This window comes from Zunongwangia sp. SCSIO 43204, assembly GCF_019904275.1.
Taxonomy (GTDB): domain Bacteria; phylum Bacteroidota; class Bacteroidia; order Flavobacteriales; family Flavobacteriaceae; genus Zunongwangia; species Zunongwangia mangrovi.
This window is the reverse complement of the sequence record NZ_CP063204.1, coordinates 2,125,009-2,141,825: the sequence shown is the minus strand read 5'-3', so window position 1 is coordinate 2,141,825 and position 16,817 is coordinate 2,125,009. Positions and strand designations below refer to the sequence as shown.

The 16,817-nt window shown below is 33.0% G+C and carries 16 protein-coding genes; 5 read left to right on the top strand and 11 right to left on the bottom strand.

All coding sequences use genetic code 11. The features are described from left to right. The first annotated feature begins 75 nt into the window (after positions 1-75). The 4 genes from INR75_RS09425 to lptB all read left to right on the top strand — a co-directional run bounded on the left by INR75_RS09425 (position 76) and on the right by lptB (position 3,077). The gene (locus INR75_RS09425) at positions 76-1,041 is read left to right on the top strand and encodes an SIS domain-containing protein (RefSeq protein WP_223091703.1); all 966 of its coding nucleotides are present in this window, start codon (positions 76-78) and stop codon (positions 1,039-1,041) included. Next, on the top strand, positions 1,041-1,868 hold the full coding sequence (gene tatC / locus INR75_RS09420) for a twin-arginine translocase subunit TatC (protein WP_223091702.1): 828 nt from the start codon (positions 1,041-1,043) through the stop codon (positions 1,866-1,868). The genes INR75_RS09425 and tatC overlap by 1 nt, the downstream gene beginning before the upstream one ends. Before the next feature lie 3 nt (positions 1,869-1,871). Then, positions 1,872-2,228 carry a carboxymuconolactone decarboxylase family protein gene (locus INR75_RS09415; RefSeq protein ID WP_092544104.1) on the top strand — a complete coding sequence of 119 codons (357 nt, stop codon included), beginning with the start codon at positions 1,872-1,874 and terminating at the stop codon, positions 2,226-2,228. Positions 2,229-2,336: 108 nt separating this feature from the next. Beyond that, positions 2,337-3,077 (top strand): LPS export ABC transporter ATP-binding protein, encoded by a 741-nt coding sequence (lptB, locus tag INR75_RS09410; RefSeq protein ID WP_223091701.1) that lies wholly within the window; start codon positions 2,337-2,339, stop codon positions 3,075-3,077. Between the two features lie 44 nt (positions 3,078-3,121). Here lptB and INR75_RS09405 read toward each other — a convergent pair whose 3' ends face one another. After that, positions 3,122-3,862, bottom strand: coding sequence for a phosphatidylcholine/phosphatidylserine synthase (locus INR75_RS09405; RefSeq protein WP_223091700.1), 741 nt, complete (start codon positions 3,860-3,862; stop codon positions 3,122-3,124). Positions 3,863-4,041: 179 nt separating this feature from the next. On the opposite strand from INR75_RS09405, the gene lnt reads away from it, so the two are divergent. Next, positions 4,042-5,634 (top strand): apolipoprotein N-acyltransferase, encoded by a 1,593-nt coding sequence (gene lnt, locus INR75_RS09400; protein WP_223091699.1) that lies wholly within the window; start codon positions 4,042-4,044, stop codon positions 5,632-5,634. Between the two features lie 124 nt (positions 5,635-5,758). Here the strand turns inward: lnt and INR75_RS09395 are convergent, their stop codons facing one another. The 10 genes from INR75_RS09395 to INR75_RS09350 are packed head-to-tail and all read right to left on the bottom strand — an operon-like array spanning position 5,759 to position 16,799. Beyond that, positions 5,759-7,147: an exopolysaccharide biosynthesis polyprenyl glycosylphosphotransferase gene (locus tag INR75_RS09395; RefSeq protein WP_223091698.1), complete on the bottom strand. Its 1,389-nt coding sequence runs from the start codon at positions 7,145-7,147 to the stop codon at positions 5,759-5,761. A gap of 32 nt (positions 7,148-7,179) precedes the next feature. Continuing rightward, positions 7,180-8,187, bottom strand: a complete 1,008-nt coding sequence (locus INR75_RS09390) for a glycosyltransferase family 4 protein (protein WP_223091697.1) — start codon at positions 8,185-8,187, stop codon at positions 7,180-7,182. Then, entirely contained in the window at positions 8,177-9,199 is a 1,023-nt protein-coding gene (locus tag INR75_RS09385) for a glycosyltransferase family 4 protein (protein ID WP_223091696.1), read from the bottom strand. The genes INR75_RS09390 and INR75_RS09385 overlap by 11 nt, the downstream gene beginning before the upstream one ends. Further along, a complete protein-coding gene (locus tag INR75_RS09380) occupies positions 9,153-10,520 on the bottom strand; it encodes an O-antigen ligase family protein (protein WP_255584693.1) in 1,368 nt (455 codons plus the stop codon). Before INR75_RS09380 ends, INR75_RS09385 begins: the two co-directional genes overlap by 47 nt. After that, positions 10,511-11,572, bottom strand: coding sequence for a glycosyltransferase family 4 protein (locus INR75_RS09375; protein WP_223091695.1), 1,062 nt, complete (start codon positions 11,570-11,572; stop codon positions 10,511-10,513). Before INR75_RS09375 ends, INR75_RS09380 begins: the two co-directional genes overlap by 10 nt. Next, complete coding sequence (locus INR75_RS09370; RefSeq protein WP_223091694.1) at positions 11,569-12,678, bottom strand: glycosyltransferase family 4 protein; 1,110 nt, start codon at positions 12,676-12,678, stop codon at positions 11,569-11,571. The genes INR75_RS09375 and INR75_RS09370 overlap by 4 nt, the downstream gene beginning before the upstream one ends. Continuing rightward, a complete protein-coding gene (locus INR75_RS09365) occupies positions 12,675-13,502 on the bottom strand; it encodes a bifunctional 2-polyprenyl-6-hydroxyphenol methylase/3-demethylubiquinol 3-O-methyltransferase UbiG (protein WP_223091693.1) in 828 nt (275 codons plus the stop codon). The genes INR75_RS09370 and INR75_RS09365 overlap by 4 nt, the downstream gene beginning before the upstream one ends. Then, on the bottom strand, positions 13,503-14,276 hold the full coding sequence (locus INR75_RS09360; protein WP_223091692.1) for a hypothetical protein: 774 nt from the start codon (positions 14,274-14,276) through the stop codon (positions 13,503-13,505). Continuing rightward, a complete protein-coding gene (locus INR75_RS09355) occupies positions 14,273-15,253 on the bottom strand; it encodes a glycosyltransferase family 2 protein (RefSeq protein WP_223091898.1) in 981 nt (326 codons plus the stop codon). Before INR75_RS09355 ends, INR75_RS09360 begins: the two co-directional genes overlap by 4 nt. A 7-nt stretch (positions 15,254-15,260) precedes the next feature. Beyond that, positions 15,261-16,799: a glycosyltransferase family 2 protein gene (locus INR75_RS09350; RefSeq protein ID WP_223091691.1), complete on the bottom strand. Its 1,539-nt coding sequence runs from the start codon at positions 16,797-16,799 to the stop codon at positions 15,261-15,263. Positions 16,800-16,817: the final 18 nt, after the last annotated feature.

Below are 16,817 nucleotides of genomic sequence, written 5' to 3'. Positions count from 1 at the left end.
TACAATTTTACATACATTTGCACATCTAAATATACATATTTCTTTAGTATCTGCAATCCTTAATTATTTCAAAATTTGAAACTTCAGCAAAAAATTTTAAATGTAGCAAAAGAAACTGTAAAAATTGAAGCTAAAGCGATTGCAAATTTAGAACATCTTATTGATAATGAATTTGTAGAAGCTGTAGAAAATATTTACAATTCTAAGGGAAGAGTGATTGTTACCGGCATCGGAAAAAGTGCTGTAATTGCCAGTAAAATTGTTGCTACTTTAAATTCTACAGGAACGCCGGCAATTTTTATGCATGCTGCAGATGCTATACATGGCGATCTTGGTATTATACAAAAAGACGATATCGTTATTTGTATTAGCAAAAGCGGAAACAGCCCCGAAATTAAAGTTTTAGTACCATTTATTAAAGATTTTCACAATACATTAATTGCCATTACTTCGAATAGAGATTCGTTTTTGGGACAATCGGCAGATTTTATCTTAAATTCTTTTGTAGAAAAAGAAGCCTGCCCAAATAATCTTGCCCCAACTACCAGCACAACTGCACAATTGGTTATTGGTGATGCACTGGCTATTTGCTTATTAGAATTAAAAGGATTTTCTAGCGAAGACTTTGCAAAATACCATCCCGGTGGCAGTCTTGGAAAAAAACTATATTTGCGAGTTAAGGATATTGCCGCTCAAAACATGAAACCTAGCGTTTCCCCAGAAACAACGGTGACTGATGCAATTATCATAATTTCTGAAAACATGCTTGGAGTAACCGCTGTTTTGGAAAATGACAAAATTGTTGGTATCATAACCGATGGTGATATTCGTAGAATGCTAAAAAACAATAACGAATTTAAGAATCTTACTGCAGGTGATATTATGAGCACTTCTCCTAAGAGTATTGATGAAGATGCCCTGGCTACACAGGCACTCGATCTTTTAGAAGAAAATAAAATATCACAATTATTAGCTACTAAAGACGGCAAATACAGTGGTGTGGTTCATATTCATAACTTAATAAGAGAAGGGATATTATAATGAAGAAAATAGGCCAGCCTCAGGAAGAACCAGAAATGTCTTTTTTAGACCATCTTGAAGAGTTAAGATGGCACTTAATACGCGCCGTTCTTGCCGTTGTAATTGCTGCTACTTTAGCTTTTTTTCTGAAAGGTTTTATTTTTGACGTTCTTCTTTTTGGACCTAGTAAAGGCGACTTTTGGTCATATAGTATGCTTTGTGAACTTTCCCAAATCGTAGGGATAGATGGTGGATTTTGTTTTGAAGAACTTCCGTTTACGATACAAAGTAGAACGATGGGAGGACAATTCTCTGCACACGTGTGGACCTCTATTACCGCCGGATTTATAATCGCATTTCCTTTTGTAATTTATGAATTCTGGAAGTTTGTAGCGCCTGCGATGCACGAAAATGAGCGTAAACATGCTAAAGGTTTTATTTTTGTAACTTCATTTTTATTCTTTCTAGGAGTTCTTTTTGGTTACTACGTGGTAACACCTCTATCCATAAACTTCTTAGGAAAATATCAAGTAAGTGAAGTTGTTTTAAATGAGTTTGATCTTAGCAGTTACATAAGCCTTGTTAGGGCCTCTGTAATCGCAACAGGACTTATTTTTGAATTGCCAATAGTAATATACTTCCTTACCAAAGTAGGTGTGGTAACTCCACAATTCTTAAAAACTTATAGAAAATATGCATTAGTGATCGTACTTATTCTTTCTGCAGTAATTACACCTCCAGATATTGTAAGTCAGATTATTGTTGCAGTACCCGTACTTATTCTTTATGAGGTAAGTATTGTAATTTCAAAAGTTATTTATAAAAGAGAAATTAAAGAAAAAAGTTAAGCTATGATTGATCAGGTTGACGAATTTAATTCGTATCGCCAAAAAATGAACGATAAGATTCTTGGAGAGAATAATAAAGTTCTAAAACGTATTTTCAACTTAGACACCAATGCTTTTGCTGAAGGTGCTTTAGATAAAAGAACCAAAGAACTTTTAGGTTTGGTAGCATCCCTTGTTTTAAGATGTGACGATTGCGTAAAATATCACCTTGAAAGCAGTTTTAAGGAAGGATTAAAACGTGACGAGGTAATGGAAACCCTAAGTATTGGAACCTTAATTGGCGGTACAATTGTGATCCCACACTTAAGAAGAGCTTTTGAATACTGGGATGCTTTAGAAGAAGCTAATACCGAAAAATAAACTACTTCAAGGCAAGCCCACGAGGTATTTACTAGAAACAATTTTTTAATTTCGAGGCAAGCCAATAAATCGGTATAATTTATTTTTATACTGAACTAAATTCAAGACATGAAGTTAACAGCCGACAATCTTATAAAACAATATAAAGGAAGAAAAGTAGTAAAAGGAATTTCTCTTGAAGTGAATCAGGGTGAAATAGTTGGATTGCTGGGCCCTAATGGTGCAGGAAAAACTACTTCATTTTATATGATCGTTGGGCTTATTAAACCAAATAGTGGTAATATTTTCTTGGATAAAGAAAATATTACCAACTTCCCTATGTACAAAAGAGCTCAGCATGGGATTGGATATCTGGCTCAGGAAGCTTCGGTATTTAGAAAGTTGAGTATCGAAGATAATATTATGAGTGTGCTGCAGCTTACCAAACTTTCTAAAAAAGAAAGGCACATGAAAATGGAGTCTTTAATTGAAGAATTTGGGCTTAATCACATTCGTACCAACCGTGGGGATCTTTTAAGTGGAGGTGAACGGAGACGTACAGAAATTGCTCGCGCTTTAGCTACAGATCCAAAATTCATTCTTTTAGATGAACCTTTTGCTGGTGTAGATCCAGTTGCTGTGGAAGATATTCAGCGAATTGTAGCGCAGTTAAAGAATAAGAATATTGGGATCTTGATTACAGATCATAACGTACAGGAAACTCTTGCGATTACAGATCGAACTTATTTAATGTTTGAAGGAAGTATCTTAAAACATGGTATCCCAGAAGAACTTGCCGAAGATCAGATGGTACGTAAAGTATATCTTGGTCAGAATTTCGAACTAAGAAAAAAGAAACTTTTTCAGTAGAATTTCGGCAGAAAAACATCAGCCGATTTTGTATAATTTCAGCTTTAATTTTTCTTTCCGAAGAAAACCGATAAAAGTACATAACTCAATATGATCATCGGTACTGCTAGAAACTGAAATAATACAATAAGCACCACACAAAGGATAAGGAATATATATCTAATTTCATTTCCTTTAAATCCCCAGTTTTTAAATTTAAGAGCGAATAAGGGCAATTCAGCATTAAGAATAATTACGCTCACAATAGTTAAGACTACAAGAAACCATTCATTTAAAATTAAATCTGTTGCAAAACTATTAGGCTGAAATGTCAAAATCAATGGTAGAGACAATATTAAAAGCGCATTAGCCGGTGTTGGAAGACCAATAAACGAATCGGTTTGGCGATCATCTACATTAAATTTTGCCAGTCTAAAAGCCGATCCCAGGATGATCAACAAACCAAATAAAGCCAAAGGATTAAAGGTAAATTCCAGCCAATTGGTTTCAGATGTCCATTGCTTTACTCCGTCTTCACCTGGCAGCGCCATAGTAAATAACTGAAACATTACTATTCCCGGCACTACACCGCTTGTCACAACATCTGCAAGAGAATCCAACTGTAGCCCAACATCACTTTTTACATTTAAAGCTCGTGCAGCCAATCCATCAAAGAAATCGAAAAATATTCCCAGCGCGACAAAAAATGCAGCAGCAACCAGATTCCCCTGTACGGCGAAAATGACGGCTAAACTTCCACTAAATAAATTACAAAGCGTTATAAGATTAGGAATATGTTTTTTCATTGGTCGATTTAGTTTGCAATCAACTAAAATAGGTAAATAGACCTCAATGTCTAATAAAATTTCCTTAAAACCTTTTTTCGCACCTGAGTTTATTATTTTTGAATTCAGAAATTAAAAGCAATTTTACGATCCTGAAACGACCAATATCAATCGGTAGTCAGTTTAGAAAATAGAACCTTATGAAAAACTTTCTTTTAGCCATTTTAAGCGGACTTTTACTTGCTTTTGGTTGGCCGGTAAATGGTTTTCCTTTACTCTTATTTTTTGGATTTGCACCCTTACTGATAGCAGAATTCAATATTCGAAATTCTGAAGCAAAATTTATTAAATGGAAAGTTTTTGGAGTTTCTTATCTGGCATTTTTCATCTGGAACCTTCTAACAACCTATTGGATCTATTTTTCAACACCTTTTGGCGGTGCTTTTGCGATCTTAGCGAACTCGCTTTTAATGTCGATCGTGTTTCTAATTTACCACATCGTAGCAAAACGAACAGGTTTTAGAGCATCAGCTAGTTTTTTTATAAGTTTTTGGATCGTTTTTGAAAAAATTCATCTGGGATGGGAATTTTCCTGGCCATGGCTAAATTTAGGAAACGCTTTTTCTGAATATGTTAAATGGATCCAGTGGTATGAATTCACTGGGACTTTTGGAGGTACTTTGTGGATATTGCTCGTTAACTTTATCATTTTTAAAACCATCCTATCTTATACTGAATTTAAAGACCGCGGTATTTTATATCTCGCAACCTTAAAGTTGGTTTTACTGATTGGTCTCCCAATCTTGACATCCTATATTATTTTATGGAATTATGAAATGCCAAAGAATAAGATCACTGCTCTTATTTTGCAGCCAAACATTAATCCATATACCGAAAAGTATAACACAAACGACACAGCGATAGGTGACTTATTGCTGAATATGAGTCGGGAAAATATTACAGACTCAACAACGATTGTACTAGCTCCTGAAACGGTTTTTGCTGACGGAACGGTTTTATCAAGATTCGATAATTCTGAAGCGGCTTTCTACGGAAGACAAATTGCATCCCTTCAGCCAAAATTAAGTTTTTTAGGAGGTGTTTCTTTTTATGAACGTTTTTCAGATCCTTCTAAAGTTGGCCCACAATCCAATAAATTAAGAGAAAACGACTGGTTTAATGATTACAACTCGGCATTCCTGATCGAAAACAATTCAGTAAAACAGATCTATCATAAATCGAAATTAGTCGTTGGTGTAGAAAATTTTCCTTACCAGGGTATTTTAAAACCAATCTTAGGAGACGTAATGATAGATTTGGGCGGAACGGTAGCTATGAAAACTACACAGCCTGATCGCGAAGTTTTCAATATAGCGGATAGCATAACTACAGCGCCCATTATTTGTTACGAATCGATCTACGGCGAATATGTGACCGGTTATGTAAAAAATAATGCCAATTTCTTAAGTATAATCACCAATGATGCCTGGTGGGGAAATACTGCCGGACATCGCCAGCACGCGAGTTATGCTAAACTAAGAGCTATTGAAACAAGAAGATCGGTGGCACGAAGCGCCAATACCGGAATTTCAGAAATTATTAATCCAGTTGGTGAAGTAGAACATCAATTAGGTTATGACAAACGCGGAACACTTTCCGGAGAAATTATACTAAATGATGAATTCACTTTTTACGCCGAACACGGAGATTACATCGCTCGAATTTCGAAGTTTTTAGCACTATTTATTTTCTTATTTGCTATCGTAGGATTTAAGCGAAGTAAGTATTTTTAAGGTTTAAGGAATTTAGAATTCTAAAGATTTTAAACTATAAACGAAAAAAATCTTTCAAAAAATCCAGGATTCAAGCTGTTCATAGTCTATATTCTATTCTCTCTTTTTCTAAATTCTGATAAGATTACTGTCCGCGCATCGAAAGCACCGTGCTTAATGTCTTGAGAATAATATTGAGATCGAGAAATAAACCACGATGCTTTATGTAGAAAAGATCGTATTGTAGTTTTTCTAAAGCTCCGGCTTCTTCCCCGCTATAATCTCCTTTTACCTGCGCCCAACCAGTAAGTCCGGGTTTTATAACATGTCGAATGTTGTAGAATGGAATTGAATGTGAAAGCTCCTGAACAAACACAGGACGCTCTGGTCGTGGACCAATTAAACTCATTTCGCCCTTCAATAAATTAATAAACTGCGGAATTTCATCGATTCTCGCCTTTCGCATAAACTTGCCAAAGGGAGTTGTTCGATAATCATTTTTTTCAGCATAACGAGGACCAGAAGCTTCCGCATCTTTGATCATTGTTCTAAATTTCACGATCTTAAATGTTCTTCCATTCTGTCCTATTCGCTCCTGGGTATAAAATAAACTTCCCCGATTTCCTATAATATTACCAATTAGTATAAAAGGCGTTAGTATTAATCCAACACACAAGCCTAAAATGGAAAATACAACATCAAATAAGCGCAATCCAAAAAGGTAAAACTTATTTTGATTGCTTCGGCTAAAAGGGAAATAGCGATAGAAATCGTGATCTACATTCTGAACGGGAATTCGCGCAGTAATATCTTCATAGACCTGCATATAATCTTTGATGGGAAAACCCTGATTCAGCAAAAAACTCAACTCGTTATAAAGTGGAAGCATCAAACCTGTTTTATAACCGCTCGCCACTACTATTTCTTTGATATGATATTCTTTAACCGCTTTTCGAAGATCACGGACTTCAAATTGAATAAGATTTATATTTTTTACTCTAATTTGTCCATCTGTATTTATAAAACCTACAATTTCGTAATTAGGATCGGCCTTTACAAAAGCATCATAAATAAGCTGAATATCAAAACTATCACCAACAACGATCACTTTTTTATTGAATCTTGGTGAAGCTATGAGATAAATATAAGCCGCACGCCATACCAATAGCGTAATAGTAATCGTTAGAAAAAAATATAAAATCTGAAATCGGTTATTTGGCAGACTTGGACTCAGCACTGGGGTAAGCATAAAGAAAAGTACAGTAATTGAAGTCGTTAAAAGTACATTCTTTAGAACTGAATCGAATTTGCTCGCTTTTTGAAGATCGTAGAGTTCGAACACGTGAGCGAACAATTTTAGGTAAGCAACCAATAATATGGTCCAATACCAAAAATCTGTCGTTATCCTGAAATAACTAAAATCTGTAAATGTCCCTAGCAAGAACAATGCTGCCAGAACAAAAAGCACATCCAAAATTCGCAAAAGAACTTTTCTTTCTGAAATTTCGAAATGTAGTAGGGGTTTGTCTGCCATTTCAAAAAACTTTCTGCCGCGAAGATACGCTTTTATGATAAAATATTAAGCCACAGTTTTTTAACAATCTCCCAATTAAAACCTTCAATTTTTTTACGTGCCCTTAGGCTGATATTGGATATTTTTACCGAATTTTCTAAAAGATCTTTAGTTTTTGCAATTAGATCTTCAAGATCAGCATTGTTATACAAAACACCATCCTCCTGATCTATAATCAGGTAAGGAATACCGCCTACATTAGAACTCAAGACCGGCAGCCCCAAAGCCATAGCTTCAACAATACTTACCGGTGTATTATCTATTCTTGCTGTATTAATAAACAGATCACATTGTTCTGAAAGTTGATGCCAATCTTGTTTCTCTAATTTCCCGGTAAAATGTACTGGTAAATTGTGCTCTTCTACATATTTTTTGCATTGCTCGTAACTTTCGTCTTTTTTAGGACCAACCATAAAAAGTTCAGCATCTTTATAATCTTGCAATAAAGCTTCGAGTAGTTGAATTGCCAAAAATGGGTTGTAAATCTCAGCAAAAGCTCTCACCCAAAGTAGTTTCGGTTTCAACTCATATCGAGATTTAAATTTATATTCCTCAAGTGGAATTGAATTTGGAATAAATTTGAGATTTTCAAGTCCTGAGGTTAAAAATTTAGAGAGCAAAAACTGAGATGGTGCTATGTTGTATTCAGCATTTCTAAAAAAAGGCAAATATTTTGTTTTGAGTCGTTTTTCAAGATTTCCGCCATGCAAAATATTAATATATAGGATGCCATTTAATTTGCAAATCTTTCCGCAGAGATAAGCGTACCAAAAATTTTGCGTGCTATAAACATCGATTATCACCCAATCTACTTTAGGCCCAAGCTGAAGAGTTTTAAGTAACATTTCCGCCAGACGCGACACTTTATTTATCTTAGAAGAAAAAGAATAGACTTCAAAACCTTCCTTTTGTAGTAGCCCTGGTAAAATATCTGCTGAAGTAGGAGTTCGATTTAATTTGGCTAGTTTATTACCTATATAAAGAATGCTTTTAGCCGACATTATTAATCACTTCTAACCAATCCTTTCTAACATTTTTCCAACCAAAAGATTCAGCCTTTTTTCGAGCATTTAAAGCTATAGCCTGACCGATATTCGGATCTTTGATAATATTCTTTATTTCTGAATACATCTTTTCTGAATCTCCAGAATCAACCAATACACCGTCCTGAAGATGATCGATAAGAACAGGCATACCACCAACATTTGTAGAAATTATTGGCAGCCCAAGGCTCATAGATTCAATTACGCTGATTGGAGTATTATCAATCGTAGTTGAGTTTACAAAGAAATCATATTCTTTGGAAAGATCTGCCCATACTTTCTTTTTCAACTTCCCGGTAAACTTGACATTGAGATCTTTCTTTTTAACTAATCGCTTACATTCCTGCATACTTCCATCCTTTTCTGGCCCAACCATACATAATTCGGCATCTTCAAATTCTTCAGACAACAATTCCAGAACCTTGATAGCCATTTTAGGATTATATCTTTTCTGAAACCTTCTAACCCAGAGTAATTTTGGTCGAAAAGTTTGTCTTCTTTTATAAGGATAATTTTGTAGATCAATCGAATTCGGGATTAATTTTAAGCGATCGAAATCTCTTGATTCAAATTCACTTTTAAGAAAATTTGAAGGAGCTATATTTACAAATGCATTTCCAAATAATCTTTTGCTTAATTTAGGGTCTTTATCTAAACGCTCTGGTAAGTTACCTCCATGAAGTATCGGCACGTAAGGTATATTGTATATTTTACAAAGTCGGCCTACCAAATAAGCATAGTAGAAATTAGTTGCCCCGTAGGTATCGATTAGAACAATATCTGTGGTAGAATGAAATTTTATAATAAGGCATAGCATCTCTGTCAAACGGATAAGCTTATTATTTTTAGCTGATGCCGTTTTTACCTTAAAGCCTTCTTCCCTTAGCATTTTACTTAAGAAAGAGATGTAAGTAGCGGTAAAACTATCTACTCGCAAGTCGTTTCCTATATACAGGATCTTTTTTGTCATCTACTATATAAAGTAATGCCAAACCATAAACGAAAGCCGGTAAAGCTATTCGCATGGCTGAATGATTAATCGTTAAAAACCAGAAAGCTAAGAAGGCTAAAAAATAATAATTGTTCTCGAATTTAAACCAAAATACCACAGGAACAAAAATTAATATCAATAAACTGATTAAACCCAGTAATCCCTGTTCTGAAAGCATCCTACTGATTTCGTTATGAGTAGCAATACTTTTACCTAATTGTTCTTCCCTATATTCTTTTCCTTTCCCTACCCCTATTCCTAATATTGGATGATTTAAAAAGGCATGCAGTTCGGTTTCTATCAATTCAGCTCTTCCAGTTGTTATATCCTCTTTTAATTTCCCTGAGGCATCTTTATTAGTATACCTATTGCTTATCAGTCCATAAGTTTTAACCAAACTAAACGTCCATACGCCTAAACCAACTGCTGCAATAAAAAGAACTTTTCTAAAAATAGCAGATCTGGACTTTCTATCCATTTTATAATAATAGAAAATTAAAAAAGTACTTATGCAAATAACTCCTGTAAACACTCCTCCTCGAGAAAATGTCACCACTGCCCGATAAGCCATCAAACCAAGCAAAATAAAATCAATAAGATTAATTAATTTATCTCTAACTAAGAATAACCTAGTACAGATTAAGAAAAAACCCATTCCAAATATCGTAGAAATTTGATTTGGTCCATAGCCTCCAGTTGCTGAATAATTCGCAGAAACATTAATCAAGGATTCTTTTAAGCTTGGCGTATATAAATACAAATAGAACATATTTGATATAAGTGGCAATAGAAGCATCAAAATAACCTTTTCAAAATCAGACTTCTTTATTTTTTTATAATAACAATAAACTGCTACGATTCCAAGGCAAACAGGGCCACTAAGGTTAAAGGCTACCAACTTTCTAAAATTTGCAGTATAACTTATATTAATTGCCGAAACAAGAATACTAGGAACCATCATTAAAATAAATAACCAATAAGGAACAGTTTTAGAAGAAGTCCCTTTAAAAAACATACCTATCAACAAAAAGAGAATTACACTGTACTTTCCCGTTTCATAAAAGATCATTCCATCAGTCATTCTAAAATAAACTTCACTTCCAGCCATATAAGCAGCGGCCATCAAGGCTTCGTTGTTTTTGTTCTTCTTTTGAAGAATATAAATTAGCCAGAACAATAACATTCCATGACAAAGAAGTAAAGAAACAGGTCTAAATAAATAAATAGTAAAAGCCATCCCTATATGCAGCAATAGCAATTGGAAGTATTGTTTCCTATTTTGTTCTATACTTAACTGCATTGCTTATAGAAATCAATGAGTTTTAAAATGCTGACCTCAGCACTAAATTTTTGAATTACGTGGCTAGAAATTCCTGCACCATGCTGAAATCTTAGTTCTTCACTCGTAGAATAAATTTCAATTGCATTCGCAATATCTTTTTTAGCACCTGGTGCTACCATTATTCCGTATTCACCAATTACTTCAGGACAATCTCCTACCTTAGTACATATAATAGGTAATCCAGCCATCGCATATTCTAATAAAGCTAAAGGAAGCCCTTCAGACTGTGAGACAAGTATACCTATATCTGCCTGAGATAGTATAGATTTGGTAATTTTGTGCGACCCATAATAAAAGATATTACTCGTTTTCTCGATTTTAAGTTTCAAGTCTTCGCTGTATGAATCTTCAAAATTCTTTCCGAATAAATGTAGACTAATTTCTTCATTATCAAAAAACTCTTCAAAAACATCAATTAATAAATGATGATCTTTTTGCGGTCTTAAGTTAGCGACGCAAATTACTTTAACACTATGCTTACCTTTTAAAGTTAATTTGTCTTCACTGCTCTCAACTAAGTTTACAAAATTATTGATCATCTGGTAATTACGCGCTAAAAGCATTTTTTTATTCCATCTTAAAAGCTGCCGATTTACACATACCACTCCGTCAAAATATTTAGAACAAGGTTTTAGTATTTTGTAATTTCGATTCTGAAGATATTCACTATTTCCATAATGATCATGCCATATAAATAAAATTTTAGTATTGAGAAAAAATTTCAACAAAAAACCAATAAAATAAGACGTACCATGAGCATGTATCACATCTATTTTATTTGCTCTAATAAATCCACGTAGTGAACGTAAAGCGCTGAAATCTAACATCCTCTTCCGTTTTAGAAACAAATACTTTGAAAAGTCTACAATTTCATTTTTTAGCAAACCCTCTTCTCTTGTTGCGCATAGAAAGCTTTCTACATCATTCTTATTTAGATCATTGAACAAATTTACAGCCATTTTTTCTGCTCCTCCCGGATGTAAAGAATCTATGATTTGTAGCACTTTCATAACAGCTTCTTTATTTCTTTTTCAAAATATTCTACAGTATAATGCTGAGACCAATTCATAGCTTCTGAAGCAATTCTTTGTAATTCTCCCCTATTTTCCAAAATCTCATCTAGCATCGAGATATCCTTCTCTAACTCATCATTAAGAAGAATCCCTCTTTTTCCATTTTCTAGCATCCAAGGCACACATGAAACACGGGTTGCAACAGGAATACATCCAAAGAACATAGCTTCAGCAACCGCTTTGGGCCAACCTTCACTTTTAGAAGGTAAAATCGAAAAATGGGATTTTTTATATTGGTCCTTCAATTGATCTAATGAAACACCTCCGCAAACAGTAATATAAGTTCTAAGATTCTTAGTTTGAATATAATTTTCTAAATCAGGTCTTAATGATCCTTCTCCAAAAATTTTCAAACTAACACTTCTTCCTGAATTCTTCAATTCTTCTACCAAACGAATTGCATAAAGCGGCTGTTTTCCTTCTACCAGGCTACCTACAAATAGAAATTTCAGCTCATTCTTGAAATCTTTTTCGACATCTTCTATTTCAGCTTCAGAAAATGAAGCGGTAAAAAAAGGTATAATATTTTTAGTTTGATTTGGCCAATTTCCATAGACAAGAACCTTTATATTCTTACTTAAAAGCGTATTTGAAACTATCCATTTTTGAAGTTTATAACTCAAAGGTTGCTTGGAATTTGGATCCCAATTACCGGCATACTTTACTGTTTTGGCTTTTGAAGGAAAAAATATTTGTACTAAACATCCCAAAAGCCCCATATTTCCCGGGCAGCGCAAATGAATATGATCTGCCCAAAGCATAACTTTTAAAATTTGAAAAATTATAATTGGTAACCTAAAAAAGGTTAAAATTATCTCCTTTAAAGAAAGTAAAGAAAACGCCGGTACTTTAATAAAAGTTAAATCCGATTTAGTATACGCTATTTCGATCTTTGATTTATTATATGTATTTAGTGGAGCTACTATTTTTACAGAATCAATATATTCAAGCCATATATTCATTTCTCTTATATAAGGTGCGTATCCATAATAAAAATCTTTAGATAACTGGTGAGAAACATGGGTTATGATAGCAAATTTCATCTATTTAAAGCTACCAGATATAAAGTTGACCCCTCGTAATTACCAAATATTTTCTTTAAAATTAATTTATAAAACTCGAAAGATTTTGGATTTAAATATGGGAATTTTTTCTTTTTAAATTTAACCACCTTAAATCCAAATGCTTCAAATACATTTATTAAAGCGGTGCCTGTAAAAAAATTTAAATGTATTGGTGGTCCACTTTGATATAATCGTTCTACATTATACTCATAATTTAACCGCTTATCATAATTCGGAACCGAAAGAATTATTTTTCCGTTTACTTTTAATTTGTCTTTAATCAGTTTTATACATAAATTCAAATCCTGAATATGCTCTAAGACTTCCCACATCATAATGACATCAAATGAATCACATTCACTTATATCTTGTAGAATTTTATAGTCTCCAATCTTAGTATTTAATCCAAAAAATTTTGCTTTATTGGCCGTAGTTTCATCAATTTCGATTCCCGTATAATCTATTTCCTCAAAATTATTTTTTAGATAGAGACCTACTAAACCATTTCCAGATCCTATCTCTAAAACTTTGTCTCCTCTTTTTAAATTTTTATTCAAAAATCGTTTTCTATTATAGCCTATATTTATATTACCCGATTTCATTTCATTAAACTCAATTTCACTATGTACTTTATATTTTGCACGAACTCCAGAATTATAAAGCTTATCATAAGTCTTTATAAATTCATTATCAGTATAAGTTTCTACACAGAATATTAAATTACATTTTTCACAAGCTGCCAGGTTGAATTTTCTATTTACGACATGAATATTACCTTGACAGACCTTACAAGATGTAAACATTTATTTTTTAAGTTTAAAATTTGAAAAATTTTCAAAATCGATTTCCTTATCAACAATTGAGATAAATTCATAAACTTTACGTTTAGAAAAATCTCCCTTTATACTATGACCTAATTTCGTTTTATGATCAAAATATTCTTCCCCTCCTATACCCATATCTAACCCATAAGATATAAGAGGTAAATCTAAAAAGTGTGCTGCTACAGCTGCCAAAACTAGATTATTAAAACCCGAATTTACCCCAAAATGTTTATAATTCCATTTCTCAAAAACTGATTGTATGTCTGAGTATATTCTATTTGAATTAAGATCTTTAGTATCATTCGTTACTAAAACTTCTGGCTTTCCTCTACTATAATTTTCCAAATAAGTTGCTATTAAATTTCTTTTCTTTATTGTACTTTTACTTAAATAAAAATAAAAAATCGTTGATAACCAATAGTTATCCTTTTCAAAAGTCTTCAAGTATTTCCAAACATAATAATCGTCACTCAGTGTATATAAATAATAGCATCCAGATTCCTTTAAGAGCTGAATAGAATTATTACAACAGAAATAAAGATTTTTATCATTCAAAATCACTTTTTTGGAAGATGGACCACTAGCAATTGCGATAACCTTCTCAAACTTATTGATCTGTACGGACTCTAGCAAACCCTTATAACAATCTAATTCATGATTAAAAGAAAAACAATTAACTGAATTAGGATACGCTTTATATTTATGATATAAATGAATATAATTTCGTTTATTAAAAATAGACTTGATCCTCATTTCTTAAAAAATAAAATACCAAAAAAACGTCCAAGAGCTTCTGTAAAGGCTTCTTTTTTCTTCGGAGTATTTATCACATTACTCAACCTAATAAAAGCTAATAAAAAGGATATTTTATAATAAGTAAGCTTGGCCGAAAAATCAGGATTTGGATATTTTACTTTCCAAACATATTTACCGTTCTGGCTAACCATTTTTCCATATTTAAACTGATTGGGTCTTCCCGATGCTTCATGGTAATGATACAATTTCGCCGCCGTATTTACATATAGAGATCCCAATTTTGATAGTCTTAAACAGAAATCCATATCCTCGTACAATCCATATCCGTCAAAATATTCAGAAAATTGAATTTTAGAAAACACCTCTGTTCTGTATGAAGAAACTCCTCCCATAAAAAATTCTACAGGATAGATTTTATTTGAAGGTGGTAAAAAACTAGTTGAAAGACCATGAGAAAATTCTGGCATAAATCCGGGTGGCTGATCACTTAATAAGCCTAATTTTTTACGTAATACATTTCTACTACCTAATTTTCGTTTCCATCCATCAAACACAAATTCCTCAAAATTTATGGTATGTTCTTCAGTTTTCACCCATTCAATATTATCGTCTAAAATATAACCTCCAACACCTAAAGCCTTAGGATATTTAGTATAAGCCGCAATTAATTTTTCAAAATAATCTGGTAATAAAACTACATCATCATCCAGAAAACAAGTTATAAAACTGTTTTCATCTACTCTTTTAATACCGAAATTACGCTGTCTGGTTAAGCCTCTATTTTCTTTAGTAACTAAATAATATTCCAGGTTTTTAAAATCACTTCCTATTAAAATCTGTTTTGTTTCTTCATCTAAAGAACCATCTACAACTATAATTTGATCGGGATAACGCGTTTGTTCCTTAACCGATTTCAGCAATTTTAATAGCGCTTCTGGTCTTTGATATGTACAAATAATTAGACTAAACTTCATCATTCTTTCAAAGAACATTATTACCTGAAATCTTTGACACAATATTTTCGCTTAAATTCCAACGCTTCTTCATTTCTGAAATATAAACAAATGGATTCCTTACTTCCTGCTGTTTGTAAAATTTGAGCCATAATACAGTTTTATATCCTAAAATCTGAAAATCATTATAGTTTTTCTTCAAATAGCTCATAAATGTCGGTGAAGGTTTTGGTTGTAAATCTCCTTGCTTCCAATCATTCTTAATTTGTTGTCTAAAGCCTCCCATTGGAGCTTTAAGATGTAAAATTTCAACAGTTGGATGATAAATAATATCTGTACCCGAATTTCTTAATTGGCAACCAAAATCTATATCTTCTCCGTAACCAAACTCAAAATTTTCATCAAACTTTAAAGTTTTGATAGAAGTAGTTCTTAAAAAACTCGTTCCTGATCCAAATGCACCCCATTGTTTAATAACATCATAAATCTTCTTTTCACCTTTTTTTAAACAATTCAAATTAAGCACCTCAACTCCTAAAACTTTAGATCCTGCAACCGCATTTTCAAGTAGATCATTATTAAATCGAATATCATCATCTGCCAGAAAAACCCAATTTGAAGTTACCATATTCAAAGCCAGGTTTCTAGATTTACAGGCGCCGGTTTTATGCGTAAAAACATGAAGTATTCTAAATGGCCAGTCTTCAGAATTAAAGCTGAAATCACTTTTCTCTTTTGGATCAACTTTTTGTTCTACTATAATTACATTTTTAGGAAGTAGTGTTTGTTTTTTTAAGTCTGCCAAAACATTCAACAAATGTTCTGGCCTACCTATCGTTGGGATTACAACATCAATCGAATTTTCTAAGCCCTGCGTTTTAGAAGATTTTATATCAATATCCGACAAATCAACTTTATGCTGAAAAAAGCTCTTTTTCAATGAGCCTGTAATTAATGAATAGGTATAACTTTCTTTTTCGTACTTTTTAAAACACCATCCTAAAACCGCTAATCTTGGCTTTTTATAAAACTGTGCTACAAATTGAAATAACCGCTTATTAGAAGCTGTATATTGTATTTTATCAGAAAACTTATAGACTAAACCTGGTGCACTATAACAAAATAGTCCATTTTGCTGGCCAATTTTAGCAATAGCATTTAGTAGATATTCAAAATAGGTTATATGCTGAAAATGGGATTGAAACTTCAAAAGCACTTTCCCTTTAATACCACCAAGATCTGCACTCATTAGCCAGGTTGGGTATTGCACATTTCGCTTAACATTTATGAAAGGTAATTCATCTACATAGCCAATTCTATCATCTAAAAAACGGGTTTCTACGGCAAAAGATGCCATTATAAGATCATGGTGGAAAATTTTAGAAACCGAATCTTTATTAAAATTAGATTCTTGCCCTTCTTCCATCCATATGATTAGTTCTTCAGGAAAAAGCCCGGCCAATTCCCAAAAGGCTTCAGAAATTGTTGCGGCTTTTAGGCTAAGCTCCTTCCCTTCTTTCTTACAGAAAACTAAAGTTTTTGCCTGATTATGAACTAAAAAAATCATCTCTTTTCTTATTTCAGC